Origin of the sequence: Flavobacterium tibetense, from assembly GCF_003293845.1 — a bacterium.
Classification (GTDB): domain Bacteria; phylum Bacteroidota; class Bacteroidia; order Flavobacteriales; family Flavobacteriaceae; genus Flavobacterium; species Flavobacterium tibetense.
The window spans coordinates 139,560-153,231 of record NZ_QLST01000001.1; the positions used below are offsets into that span (position 1 = coordinate 139,560).

Below are 13,672 nucleotides of genomic sequence, written 5' to 3' on the forward strand. Positions count from 1 at the left end.
AAAATGAAAGTCATTGTTTTTGGTTTAGGAAATTTCGGAATGTCGCTCTCTTTGAGTTTGACAGAAACCGGCAATGAAGTTATTGGAATCGACAAAAACATGGAAAAAGTAAATCTTGTTAAAGATAAGATTTCTCATGCCATTTGTATGGATTCTACCAATGAACTAGCCTATGAAGCAGTTCCTTTAAAAGATGCGGACAAAGTAGTGGTTGCCATTGGGGAAAATGAAGGAGCAGCGATAATCACCACAGCTATTATCAAGAAATTATCTGATGTAAAGATTATTAGTCGCGCGTTGTCGCCTATTCACGATACGGTTTTGGAAGCCATGGGAATTTACAGCATCATTCATCCAGAGCAAGATAGTGCGGATAGGTTAACGAAGCAAATCAACTTCAAATCAACATTGGAAAATTACCAATTAGATAATAATTTTACTATTTCTGAAGTACTAGCAAAACCCGAATTCTTTGGTAAAACATTACAAGAATTAGACACCATTGATAAATACCATTTAACGCTAATTACCATCATCAGAAAACGAGAAAAGCGCAATTTAATTGGAAAGAAATCAACAGTAAAAGAATCCATTGGAAGACCAACACCCGAAACTAAAATCGAAGAAAACGACATTTTAGTAGTGTACGGAAACAATCGCGATATCGAATTTTATTGCCAGGATCAAGAAGAACAAGAAATTAGAAAATAAATGTCAATTGTAATCGTCACAAAAAAGTTAACAAAGAAACAAAGAAATAAGTTTCCTGATGGCGATTTTCAGCTTATTGAACACAATTTCATTCGAACCAAAAAAACAGCATTTTCAGTTGAAAAAAATCATGAAGTTGTTGTTTTCACAAGTAAAAATGGAGTAAAAAGTGTTTGGAAACAAAAACGCGAAATTTTAGAAAACAAAACCATTATTTGCGTTGGAACTAAAACCAAAACGTTCATAGAAAAAAAAGGATTTCAAGTGGATGAAACTGCTGATTATGCAGAAGATTTAATTGGAATTATTGACCAAAAATATAAAGGAAAAACATTTACTTTTTTCTGTGGCAACATCCGAAGAAATACAATTCCAAATTATTTCAAGGAAAATCAAATCGCTTTTGAAGAAGTTATCGTATATGAAACCGAAACGCATTCGAAAACCATTTCAGGAAATTTTGATGGCATCTTGTTTTTTAGTCCGTCAGCCATCGCAAGTTTTCTAGAAAAAAACGAACTAAAAAATGAAACTTGTTTTTGCATTGGAACCACAACTGCTAAAGCATTAGAAAGTAGAACAAAAAATATACTAATTGCATCAAAACCAACGGTGGAAAATGTAATTGATGAAGTAATAAAATTTTATAAATGAAACCAAGCCTAACAGGTTTTTGAAACTTGTCAGGTCTGAAAAACAAAAAAACATGTTAAAGAACGATTTATTTTTAAGAGCCTTAAAAGGAGAAACAGTTGAACGCCCGCCAGTTTGGATGATGCGTCAAGCCGGAAGATATTTACCAGAATTCAGAGCGTTACGCGACAAATACGATTTTTTCACCCGTTGCGAAACGCCAGAATTAGCAGCAGAAATCACCGTGCAACCGATTCGTATTGTAAAACCAGATGCTGCAATTTTATTCTCAGATATTTTGGTAGTACCAAGAGCTATGGGAATTCACGTAGAATTGAAAGACAATTTAGGCCCAATAATTCCCAATCCAATCCGAACGTCACAAGATGTAGAAAAAGTATTTGTTCCAGATGTGAATGAAACTTTAGGTTATGTTTTTGATGCCATTAAATTGACCAAAGAAATGTTGGACAACGAAGTGCCATTAATTGGTTTCGCAGGTTCACCATGGACAATTTTCTGTTATGCCGTTGAAGGAAAAGGCTCAAAAAGTTTTGATACTGCTAAAGGATTTTGCTTTTCAAATCCAGTCGCAGCACATATCTTATTACAAAAAATCACCGATACCACGATTTTATACTTAAAAGAAAAAGTGAAAGCAGGTTGTAATGCAATTCAAATTTTTGATTCTTGGGGCGGCATGCTTTCTCCAGTTGATTATCAAGAATTTTCATGGCAATACATTAACCAGATTGTAGAAGCTTTAGCTGAAGAAACAGAAGTTATCGTATTTGGAAAAGGATGTTGGTTTGCTTTGAACGACATGGCAAAATCAAAAGCATCAGCTTTAGGAGTAGATTGGACGTGTTCGCCAAGAAACGCCCGTTATTTAACTGGTGGCAACATTACGTTACAAGGAAATTTCGATCCAAGTCGTTTGTTATCGCCTATTCCAACCATCAAAAAAATGGTTCACGAAATGATTGACGAATTCGGAAAAGACAAATACATTGTAAACCTAGGTCACGGAATTTTACCAAATATTCCTGTTGATCATGCTAAGGCATTTGTGGAAGCGGTGAAGGAGTATAAGAAGTAGGCAGTCTCAGTCTCAGTTTACAGATGAACTGCGACTGAAAACTGCGACTGAAAACTGATTAATATGAAAAACAAATTCTACCAATACATACAAAACCTACAAGATCAAATCTGTAAAGGATTAGAGGACATTGACGGCGGTACCAAATTTCGAGAAGATTTATGGGAACGACCAGAAGGCGGTGGCGGTCGCACACGTGTCATTGAAAACGGAACTGTTTTTGAAAAAGGTGGCGTGAACATTTCAGCCGTTCATGGCAAATTACCTGATACGATGCAAAAAATGTTTGGTGTAGGAGAAGCAGACTTTTTCGCTTGCGGATTAAGTTTGGTGATTCATCCCAAAAATCCAATGGTGCCAACGGTTCATGCGAATTGGCGTTATTTTGAAATGTACAATGAAAATGGTGAAATCATCAACCAATGGTTTGGTGGCGGACAAGATTTAACACCGTATTATCTGTTTGAAGAAGATGCGAAACATTTTCACCAAACCTGTAAAACCGCTTGCGACAAACACAATCCAGAGTTTTATCCCAATTACAAAAAGAAATGTGATGAATATTTTTGGAACGCCCACCGAAATGAAGCAAGAGGAATTGGTGGTTTGTTTTTTGATTATTTAAAAGAAATCGAAACCATGAAAATGGAAAATTGGTATAATTTTGTGACAGAAGTTGGGAATTCATTCTTACAAGCTTATGTTCCAATAGTAGAAAGAAGAAAAGATTTATCTTATACGGAATCACAAAGAACTTGGCAAGAAATTCGTCGTGGTCGTTATGTGGAATTCAATTTGGTTCACGATAAAGGAACTTTATTTGGATTAAAAACCAACGGAAGAATCGAAAGCATCTTGATGAGTTTACCGCCACATGTACAATGGGTGTACGACCATCATCCAGAACCAAACAGCGAAGAAGAAAAATTATTGAAAGTATTAGCAAAACCAATTGATTGGATAGCCCTTTAATATCAAAAAAGGGAACATTAAACGCAAAAAAATTGATAATTTAATAAAATATTTTAACTAAAATCCTATTGACCCCTAGTAGGAATTCCCCTTTTGGGGGTTAGGGGGCTAAATATGTTTCCATTACGTAGAAATCGTCGATTAAGAACTAACGAAAGCATTCGTTCTTTAGTTCGTGAAACCGTTTTAAGTCCGAACGACTTTTTAGTGCCTTTATTTGTTGTAGAAGGCAAAGGTGTGAAAGAAGAAATTCCTTCTATGCCCAATTATTTCCGTTACAGTTTGGATTTATTGGAACAAGAAGTAAAAGAACTTTGGGCAATGGGTTTGAAATCGGTTTTGGTATTTGTAAAAGTGCCAGATAATTTGAAAGATAATAAAGGAACCGAAGCCTTAAATGCCAATGGATTAATGCAACGCGCCGTAAAAACCATCAAAAATGCTGTTCCAGAAATGATTGTGATGACGGATGTAGCTTTGGATCCGTACTCGTCTTTTGGTCACGATGGAATCATTGGTCATGGACAAATTTTAAACGATGAAACTTCGGCAGTTTTAGCTCAAATGGCGCTTTCTCATGCCCAAGCTGGAGCGGATTTCGTGGCACCAAGCGATATGATGGACGGCCGAATTTTGGAAATGCGAGAAACTTTGGAAAACAATGGGTTTTTCAATACGGGAATCATGAGTTATAGTGCCAAATATGCTTCGGCTCATTATGGCCCTTTTCGTGATGCGTTGAATTCTGCTCCGGTGGATATGCAAGAAGTGCCAAAAGACAAAAAAACCTACCAAATGGACTACCACAACCGTACAGAAGCCGTCAGAGAAACCCGAATGGATATTGAAGAAGGCGCGGATATTGTGATGGTAAAACCAGGAATTGCCTATTTGGATATCGTTAGAGAAATCAAAAACATGAGCGAAGTTCCTGTTGCGGTTTACCAAGTTTCTGGTGAATATGCCATGATTAAAGCCGCTGCTGAAAGAGGTTGGTTAGATCACGACGCGATTATGCTAGAACAAACTACCGCTATCAAAAGAGCAGGAGCTGATATTATTGCTTCGTATTTTGCAAAAGACATTGTGAAATTGTTGAAATAAAACACCTTATAATTTGCTGCGAATTTTTTATTCCAATGGAAATTCGTGGCATTTTTTTATTTTCTTTATTAGTGTTAGGTCGCTCCGATGGAGCTTGTTTTCAGGGTGATTACTTTTTTTACAAACATATCGTCCCTATGGGACTAAAGTTTTTCCAGAAGGACTACTTTTTTTATTAGAAAAAGCTCCGTTAGGAGCGTACTGTTTATAGAAAAAATAATTTTAGTTCATTAAAGCTCCATAGGAGCGACCCCGTTTTAAATGATTTTTGAACAATTATCATTTATTTTATAGAATTATATTCTATATTTGTCACATCAATAAACGCCAAAATTAAATTACACGCCATGACACAGAACGACTTGTTCTATTTGCTTGCGTTGCAACAAGTAGAAGGAATTGGGAATATTACCGCAAAAAAATTACTGCAACATTTCGGTTCTCCCGAAGCTATTTTCCAAGCGAAAAAAACCGAATTAGCCAAAATTGATGGTATTGGAAAATCAACCATTGCCAATCTTCACAAAAAAGACGGTTTCGAACAAGCTGAATCTGAAATTTTATTTTTAGAAAAGGAAGACATCAATGTTTTTTCCTTCCAATGCAACGAGTATCCAGACCGACTCAAAAATTGTCATGATGCGCCATTGTTATTGTTTCAATCAGGAAATGTGAATTGGAATAATTCCAAAATCATTAGTATTGTTGGCACGAGACAAATAACCACTTATGGAACGGATTTTACCAAAAAACTATTGGAAGAATTAGCACCATTAAACCCAATTATTGTCAGTGGTTTTGCTTACGGCGTTGATATTGTGGCACATCAAGCAGCGATGGATTTAAATCTGCAAACCGTTGGCGTTTTAGCCCACGGATTGAACCAAATTTATCCTAAAACCCACAAAAAGCACATGGCAAAAATGCAAGAAAATGGCGGTTTCCTGACAGAATTTTGGACGTATTCTAAACCCGATAGAGAAAATTTCGTCAAACGCAATCGCATTGTGGCTGGAATTAGCGAGGCAACCATTGTAGTTGAAAGTGCCGAACGCGGTGGTTCTTTAATTACAGCCGAAATTGCCAATGATTACAACCGAGAAGTTTTTGCCGTTCCCGGAAGAGCAACGGATAAATACAGTCAAGGATGCAACAATTTGATTAAAACCCAACGTGCCCAAATGATCACTTCGGCAGCCGATTTGATTTATTTACTCAATTGGGATATTAAGAACAAAACTACTGTTGAAAATAAAGCCATTCAGAAACAACTTTTTGTAACCTTAAGCGAAGACGAACAAAAAATCTACAATTATTTACAAACCAAAGGCAAAGAACTCATGGATATCATTGCTTTAGATTGCGATTTACCCATTTTTAAAATTTCCTCTATTCTATTGAATATGGAATTGAAAGGTGTTGTTAAGCCATTGCCGGGGAAAGTTTTTGAAGTGGTTTAGTTTGTCATTTCTTCTTAATAGCTCGATTCACTAAATAAAGTCCAATAATAGTTATGGCTCCACCAATGATAATTGCAGTAGTTAAAGGTTCATTAAATAGTAAATAACCAAAAAACAACGCCACCATGGGATTGATGTACGCATACAAACTGCTGATTTCTGTTGGTAAGTTTTCTAAAGCATAAATAAACGCAATAAACGTCAACACCGAACCAAAAACCACTAAATAACCAATCGACCACCAAGAAATTGCTGGAATTTCACTCAATGGAACCGAAGTGCCATTAAACCCAATTACGCTCGAAATTACAACGCTCGAAATCAACATCTGCAATCCCAAACTAAAATACGGATTGAAATTTGTCTTGTTTTCTTTGATATAAATCGAAGACAACGCCCAAGTAAACGTAGCAATTACCGAAAGTAAAATTCCAAATCGGAATTCAGGTTGTAAGAAATCGTTGAGGTAATCGTAGAAAATCACGCAAATTCCACCAAAAGCGACAATCAATCCCACAACTGCTTTCCAAGACGTTTTTTGTCCGCGAAACAAACTAATAATCACAATCCAAAGCGGAAAAATAGAACCAATAATGGCGCCTAAACCACTAGAAATGTATTTCACGCCCCAAGTACTCAAACCGTTACTCAGCATGAAATTCAATACACTTAAAACAAGAATATTTCGCCATTGTCGCTTGTTTGGCCAAGGATGTTTTTTGATTAAGAAATAAAGTAAATAAATCAAACCACCAAAAAGTTGACGAATCGCGACTAATTGCATTGGTGGCATGTGTTTGACACCTTCTTTGGAAGCAATCCAAGTAGTTCCCCAGAAAAAGCTGATCCAAATTAATGCCAAAATGGGTAAGCCAATTGCATTTTTCTTTTGCTTGATGTAGTTGTGAAATACGCTAAAATACGCCATTGCTAAATTTCTTTTTGAAACGAATAACCTAAAATGGTTTCCACTTTTTTACTGGAAATAATTTTACCTTTCGATTCCAAATTTTCGGCAAAGATAGGCAATGGTAAATTCAGAATTTGAGCTTTTTTGTGATAATATTCCTTGCGAGTTGGATGTTGAGGTGCAACAGCGTTGAAGGTTTGGTTCCATTTCCAATTGTCATCTCGAGCGAAGTCGAGAGCCCTTTCTATAATTCCAATACAATCTTCTCTTTCAATCATATTCACCGGCGCATCTGGATTTTCAACATTGGTTCTTCCTGCCAAAAATTTCACTGGATGACGATCATCGCCAAGCAAACCGCCAAAACGAATTACGGTAGTTTTAAAATGCGAATTCGATTGTAAAAGTGTTTCGGCAATGACTAATTGTTTACCACTTTCGGTATCAGGATTTGGTTTTGTTTCTTCTGTAATTTCTACAATTGGAAAACTATCACCATAAACAGAAGTTGAACTCACAAAAATGACTTTCTGAATTTCTGATTTTTCTATGATTGCAATTAATGTTTTTATCTTATTTACGAATGTCATTTCGAGCGAAGTCGAGAAGTCTCTTCTCAATCCAGGTGGAATATCAATCACTAAAACATCGGTTTCTTTCAGAAAATCTTCAATAGTTCCAATGATTTGATTTTCTTCTAATTGAATTTGGAAAGGCAAAATCCCAGCATTTTTCAACACTTCTAATTTACTTTCCGAAGTCGTAGAACCTTTTACTTCGTAACTTTTTGAAAGTAATGATTTGGCTAATGGTAATCCGAGCCAACCGCAGCCGAGTATGGAGATTTTATTCATCCTCAAAATTTAAAAGTTGGATTTTTAATTTATCTATAATTTCAGCATCGTCTATATCAACAGTCTTAAAATTTAGAATATTTTCAGATTCATAATAAATAAAATAAGAATCAATATCTTGTTCTTTAGCTAATAAAGAAACAGCTTTAAAATATCCTTCTCTGGCATAAGAAAGCAATTTTATATAATCAGAGAATAATGCGTTTTTTTTAAGTATAAAAGTTATCCTATAATTTTTGTTTTTTAAAATAAGCTTGCTAATTAAATCAGCAATTTCTTGACTACTATATACGCTATTATTTACCAACAATACATCTTCATTAGTTAGTTCTAAAATAATTTCATTTTCAAAATATCCAACTTCACTTCCTTCAAAAACACCTTCAGATTTATCTTGATAGTATGTTTTTGAGAGTAATAATTTTTCTGGATAAGCAGAATATGCAATTTTAAAATCAGTATAATTAGTAATAATTTCTTTTAATTTATATATATGTTTTAATGAAGTGTTTTCATCAATATTAAGCTGTACAAATGAATTAAAGTTATGATAATAATAAGCATTGCTATTGGCTTCAAGTAATATTTTTTTTATTTCACTTAAATTTCTTTTTTCTCCAGAAAAGTAAATTTCACCTTTTTTTGAAACAAAGATTTCTAATTCTTTATTTCTTAAAGATAGTGATTCTGTAAAATGAATTTTTGGCAACTCGATATTTTCTTTAATGTATTGATTTTGGGCATGTTGCTTATTAAAATAACTTTCAAAATTGATCAAATTAATTTTGGTAAATCCAAAAGCTAAAACAGAAATCAATATAAAAGAACCAATCAAGTATTTGGAATTATTGCTAATGGTTAAACCTAATCCTTGCCACGATTGAAGAAATAAAACAAGAAGTATTAGAATAAATAAATATTTATAATCGGAATAGAAGTTTAAATCATAGTAGAAATCTATTGGATAATCCGTATTTAAATTCATGTAGAGAAATGCAGTTAATCCTGCAGTTCTAATAAACCAAAATAAGAAAAACCAAGTTAATATATTTTGGTCGTGAACAATTTTTTTTCTTTTAAATTGAATGCGCTTTTCATAAATGTTTTTATTTTTATCAAAAGCTATTTTTAAAAAATATGATAGTCCTACGAGTAAAGATAAAATTGCATAAAACAAATTATAGAAAATCAATTCGTTAGAATTCAATTCTAGAAAATTATAATTGGAAGTAAACGTTAATAATCGAGTAAAGTCACGACAGGTAACAAAAAATAAATATAAGCTCAAACTTAATAGTATTGAAACTATAAATCCACCCCAAAGCCTAAATTTTGAAATAGCTAATTTTTCTCTAAATGATATCGTTTCTCTTTCTTCTTTCATCTATCTTCTTAACTATCTTTCTTCACCAACATATAAAAATCATCTTCCAAAGCGCGATAGCCTTGGTCGTATAAAAAGAAATAGGTGTTACCCGTTTTGGTTTGTAACATGCTCGTGAAAAACTCAAAATCGAAGCCTTTGCTTAGTAATTTGGTTTTTGTGGTTTTTCCTTTGTCTTCCGGGTTGAGTTCACACAAAATGCGGTAATTTTTACGCAATTTGTTGTTAATGTTGCGCATCAGATTGTTCTGATCTTTGTTCATTTTGTTGTTGTACGCATTGCGGCAGCCATCCGAACAAAACTTTTTGTCTTCGCGACCTATGATTTTATCGCCACATTCTAAACAGGTTTTACTCATAGTAGTATTTTTTATATTCGATTAGAATTTCACTCAAATAGGTTTTCTGTTCAATTAAAAGTCCATTTTTATTAAATAAGTATTCTTCAACGGTTATTCCGTTTTTAAATCTATTTGTCGTTTTTTTGATTGAATTTCTAGAGTATGTTAAAGTAGTTTCAACATTATATTCAGGATATTTAGCTTCTAATAATTCATAAACTAATTGATTATTGTCAAATTTTTTAGTTTCTTTTTTGAAATAAGAATCATCGTTAAAATTTGTTTGAATTTCGATTTTGATATTGTCATCATATCTAATCTCTTTAATTGAAGATAAAGAAGGTTTACCTAGATACCATCCTGTTGAATCAATTTGTTTTCCTAGATTTTGATTTTCATCGTAAAAATAATTTCTCTTGGTATGCTTTTCTTTTTTATAAGTATATGTTGTCCATTCTAAAAGGTTACTATCATCATATTTCCTTTCTTGGTCCAAATATTTTTCTTCACAATAAGAACAATTTTTAGATTCTGAAATGCTATTGTAGTTTTTTAAATTAATATAATATTCAGAACTATCCCTTGTGATGTATTGTTTTATCAATCTGCTTTTAAAGTCATATTCATATTCTGTTGTTTTGGGATAAGAAATACTTCTGTAATGTGCTGTAGTGTCTTTTTTTGACAAATTATATTCGTTTTCTTCAGAATATTTTTTATCAGAGATAAGTCTGTTTAAATTGTCATATTTATATAATTCTACAAAAGAATTATTTACAATTTTATCTTTGGTAACCTTTGGGATTTCTTTATTTTCTTTTTTTACAATTAATGAATCTGAGAAATATTGATTTTTAAAATTATAAAACTTTAGCTGACTTTCTCCTCTATGAAACATAACAATTAAGTAATGATTTATTCCTTTTATCATGTCTTTGCTTTTATCGTATTCGTATTTAGCTAGAAGCAAGCTATCTCTTTTAATTTTTCCATTCTTTTTTATTTCTTTGGAATAAACGGTAACCTTTTTTACATTGTATTTTTCAAAGTTTTTTGGGTTTTCCCAATCCACATAAATTTGATTCAAATTTTCGTTTTGACCGAATGAAAATATTGAATAGATGAAAAAAATATAAAGGAAAATTTTACTCATATTAGTGTTTTTTAAGCGTATCCATTAACTTTTAAATTTTCTAATTCTTCGGTTTCTAAATTATATTCAATGTTCCAATAATAACTTCCTCCATCAGAAATCCAAATTATTTCATTCAACCAATACCAATGGTTTTTTTTAAGTGATTTACTCCAAAGTGAATTTATATAAAGAATTTTTTCGTCTTTTTCATTTATATAACCAAAGTATTGTCTTTTATATTTTTTTAAATTCTTGTGAATAATAGGCGAACGGGATTGATTCATCAGAGGATTGTTCAAGAATTTTAGTTTAAATTTTAATGCATTTTCAGCTTTTATTATCTCTTCTTTTGTTGGGGTAAATCTATTTTGTTGCATTATTTCATTGCTCGATTCTGGAAAAATAGCCACTTCAAATTGTCTTGTTTTGAAATGTTCCGCCACATTTTGAGCATGAATTAAACAATTAGATAGAAATAGTATTACGATGTATTTCATCTTTACTTCTTAAAATTAAACGTCATTTCCTTTCCACTTTCTTCAAAAACCACGTAAATGTTGATTTCGTTATCCGAAATTTTCTCAAACGTAAATTTGTCGAAATACACGTGTGTTGGTGTGATTTTTACTAATCTAAAATTCTCGCTTACTTCTGCTTTTTCCCAACCTTTCAATTCGCCATCAAAATGCTTGAGTTGCAATAAAAGGGTTTTGTCTTTTTCAATAATGTGTCCCAATTCATAAAAAGCTACTTTTCCATCGACAACTAATTTGAAACTGAACATCATGGTATTTCCAATGGGTTCGCTCCACGTTTCCTGACAAATACCGCCTAAAGCTTCGCCTGTCCAATTGCCCACAATCCATTTTACATCTTGTAAAGTAGCTTTTGGCGAACCTTTCTCATCGTTATAATTCAGAGTATTTTGTGCGTTACTGAAAGTGTTTCCAAGAATCAAAAGCAGTACTAAAAGCAATTTTTTCATTTATTTTAATTTTTTTAATTGGTACAAATCATGTCTTCGATCTTTCATAGTTCTCACGCTTCCATGCTCGTGGAGTTCTTTTAATAAATCAATGTCAACATCCACAATTAAAGTCATTTCAGTATTTGGAGTGGCTTCGGCTTTGATTCCATTACTTGGAAAAGCAAAATCAGAAGGCGTAAAAACCGCCGCTTGCGCATACTGGATATCCATGTTGTTTACTTTTGGTAAATTTCCAACACAACCTGCAATGGCAACATAGCATTCGTTTTCAATAGCACGCGCTTGTGCACAATGTTTCACACGAGTATAACCATTTTGGGTATCCGTTAAAAACGGCACAAACAATATATTCATGCCTTGATCTGCCATTAAACGAGAAAGTTCAGGAAACTCTACATCATAACAAATTACAATTCCAATTTTTCCACAATCGGTATCAAAAGTTTGAATGGTTTCGCCACCTGTAATTCCCCAATAAAAAATTTCATTCGGTGTGATGTGAATTTTGCGATACATTTCGTGTGTTCCATCTCTTCGACATAAAAAACCTACGTTATAAACGTGTCCGTCTTCCAAATACGGCATACTTCCCGTAATGATATTGATGTTATAAGAAATTGCGAACTCTTGCATTTTCTTTCTAATAGTATCCGTGTATTTGGCTAATTCCTTGATGGCTTCTGCCTCCGAAAGATGGTTGTAATCGGCCATTAAAGGCGCAATAAATAATTCTGGGAATAAAGCAAAATCACTTCCATAACCAGAAACCGCATCTACGAAAAATTCGGCTTGTTCAAAAAACTCCTCTAAATTTCCTAACGAACGCATTTGCCATTGGACTAAACCTAAACGAACAATACTTTTTTCGGCATTGATTAATTTTGGATTGTCTTCATAATAAATGTTATTCCATTCCAATAAAACCGCGTATTCTTGCGATTCTTTATCGTCTTCCAAATAGTTTTTGAGTACACGAACTTCATGAAAATCATTGCTTAATTGAAACGATAAAACCGGATCATAAATTTCTTTACGCTTGACTTTTTCAATGTATTGTTTTGGGTTGATTTCATTGGCATATTTTCCATAATTTGGAATTCTACCAGCAAAAATTATGGATTTTAAATTGAGTTGTTCGCATAATTCTTTTCGGGAATCATACAAACGTCGACCCAAACGCAAGCCGCGATAATTGGGATTAATAAAAACATCAATTCCATAAAGCACTTCGCCATCAGGATTATGAGTTGAAAAAGTATAGTTTCCTGTAATAGATTTATACGTTTTGGTTTTAAAGGCAAAATCTTCAGTAACCAATATAGAAAGTGCGGAACCTACCACCACGCCATCGGCAACAATTACCAATTGCCCTTCTGGGAAAAGTTCCAATAATTTTTCAATATGTTCTTCTTTCCAATACGAATCTATCATTTCAGGATAGGCTTCAATCATGGATTTTTTCAATTCTTTGTAATCTTCGATGTGAAGATTTCGTAATTCTACTTTGTTAATTGTATTTGGCATATATAATTGATTTTCAACAAATATAGTAAAAATATTTTCCGTTTGCAAACGCTTACAAATATTTACAACCGAAATTAAATGGCTAAATACCGAATATCGTTTTTTTCTTGCCACATCTTTGCACTGTCGAAATGAAACGAATGATGAGTCACAGTTTTCAGTCACAGTTTTCAGAAAAATTAAAAAGAATGGATTTCAAAAAATTATTAGCCTATCAAAAAGCTTTTTCATTAGCTATGGAAATTAAAAAAGTATCTGATTCATTTCCAAAAGAAGAAAAATATGCATTAACAGATCAAGTTAGAAGATCATCAAGAAGTGTATGTGCTAATATTGCAGAAGCTTACAGAAAAAGAAGATATATAAACCATTTTATAAGTAAGCTTACTGATTCAGACGGAGAAAATTCTGAAACTTCAGTTTGGTTAGATTTTGCTTTAGAATGTAATTATTTATCAAAGTCACAATATATTGATTTGGTAAATAAGTCAGAAGAAATTGGTAGAATAATTAATTATATGATTTTAAATCCAACAAAATTCGGTTGTAAATCATAA

General features: G+C 32.9%; 15 protein-coding genes. 7 read left to right on the forward strand and 8 right to left on the reverse strand.

Translation table 11 applies throughout. The features are described 5' to 3' along the window. Positions 1 to 3 precede the first annotated feature (3 nt). From DPN68_RS00670 to dprA, 6 genes are all read left to right on the forward strand, one after another. Entirely contained in the window at positions 4 to 711 is a 708-nt protein-coding gene (locus DPN68_RS00670) for a potassium channel family protein (protein WP_113987659.1), read from the forward strand. Then, on the forward strand, positions 712 to 1,365 hold the full coding sequence (locus DPN68_RS00675) for a uroporphyrinogen-III synthase (RefSeq protein ID WP_113987660.1): 654 nt from the start codon (positions 712 to 714) through the stop codon (positions 1,363 to 1,365). A gap of 52 nt (positions 1,366 to 1,417) precedes the next feature. Next, positions 1,418 to 2,443: a uroporphyrinogen decarboxylase gene (gene hemE, locus DPN68_RS00680; RefSeq protein ID WP_113987661.1), complete on the forward strand. Its 1,026-nt coding sequence runs from the start codon at positions 1,418 to 1,420 to the stop codon at positions 2,441 to 2,443. A 63-nt stretch (positions 2,444 to 2,506) separates the two neighbouring features. Beyond that, positions 2,507 to 3,415, forward strand: coding sequence for an oxygen-dependent coproporphyrinogen oxidase (hemF, locus tag DPN68_RS00685; RefSeq protein WP_113987662.1), 909 nt, complete (start codon positions 2,507 to 2,509; stop codon positions 3,413 to 3,415). Between the two features lie 114 nt (positions 3,416 to 3,529). Next, entirely contained in the window at positions 3,530 to 4,519 is a 990-nt protein-coding gene (gene hemB / locus DPN68_RS00690; protein ID WP_113987663.1) for a porphobilinogen synthase, read from the forward strand. A gap of 347 nt (positions 4,520 to 4,866) precedes the next feature. Further along, positions 4,867 to 5,979: a DNA-processing protein DprA gene (gene dprA, locus DPN68_RS00695; RefSeq protein ID WP_113987664.1), complete on the forward strand. Its 1,113-nt coding sequence runs from the start codon at positions 4,867 to 4,869 to the stop codon at positions 5,977 to 5,979. 4 nt (positions 5,980 to 5,983) lie between these two features. Here dprA and DPN68_RS00700 read toward each other — a convergent pair whose 3' ends face one another. The 8 genes from DPN68_RS00700 to DPN68_RS00735 are packed head-to-tail and all read right to left on the reverse strand — an operon-like array spanning position 5,984 to position 13,115. After that, on the reverse strand, positions 5,984 to 6,907 hold the full coding sequence (locus DPN68_RS00700) for a DMT family transporter (protein WP_113987665.1): 924 nt from the start codon (positions 6,905 to 6,907) through the stop codon (positions 5,984 to 5,986). Positions 6,908 to 6,909: 2 nt separating this feature from the next. Then, entirely contained in the window at positions 6,910 to 7,743 is an 834-nt protein-coding gene (locus DPN68_RS00705; protein WP_113987666.1) for an SDR family oxidoreductase, read from the reverse strand. Next, a complete protein-coding gene (locus tag DPN68_RS00710; protein WP_113987667.1) occupies positions 7,736 to 9,127 on the reverse strand; it encodes a hypothetical protein in 1,392 nt (463 codons plus the stop codon). The genes DPN68_RS00705 and DPN68_RS00710 overlap by 8 nt, the downstream gene beginning before the upstream one ends. 8 nt (positions 9,128 to 9,135) lie before the next feature. Continuing rightward, the gene (locus DPN68_RS00715) at positions 9,136 to 9,486 is read right to left on the reverse strand and encodes a hypothetical protein (RefSeq protein ID WP_113987668.1); all 351 of its coding nucleotides are present in this window, start codon (positions 9,484 to 9,486) and stop codon (positions 9,136 to 9,138) included. Then, positions 9,479 to 10,621, reverse strand: a complete 1,143-nt coding sequence (locus DPN68_RS00720) for a hypothetical protein (protein WP_113987669.1) — start codon at positions 10,619 to 10,621, stop codon at positions 9,479 to 9,481. The genes DPN68_RS00715 and DPN68_RS00720 overlap by 8 nt, the downstream gene beginning before the upstream one ends. 11 nt (positions 10,622 to 10,632) lie before the next feature. Further along, positions 10,633 to 11,100, reverse strand: coding sequence for a hypothetical protein (locus tag DPN68_RS00725; protein ID WP_113987670.1), 468 nt, complete (start codon positions 11,098 to 11,100; stop codon positions 10,633 to 10,635). A 2-nt stretch (positions 11,101 to 11,102) separates the two neighbouring features. Continuing rightward, positions 11,103 to 11,588 (reverse strand): DUF6265 family protein, encoded by a 486-nt coding sequence (locus tag DPN68_RS00730; RefSeq protein ID WP_113987671.1) that lies wholly within the window; start codon positions 11,586 to 11,588, stop codon positions 11,103 to 11,105. Beyond that, entirely contained in the window at positions 11,589 to 13,115 is a 1,527-nt protein-coding gene (locus DPN68_RS00735; protein ID WP_113987852.1) for a carbon-nitrogen hydrolase family protein, read from the reverse strand. Positions 13,116 to 13,303: 188 nt separating this feature from the next. Here DPN68_RS00735 and DPN68_RS00740 point away from each other — a divergent pair, with 188 nt between their 5' ends. Then, positions 13,304 to 13,672: a four helix bundle protein gene (locus DPN68_RS00740; protein WP_113987853.1), complete on the forward strand. Its 369-nt coding sequence runs from the start codon at positions 13,304 to 13,306 to the stop codon at positions 13,670 to 13,672.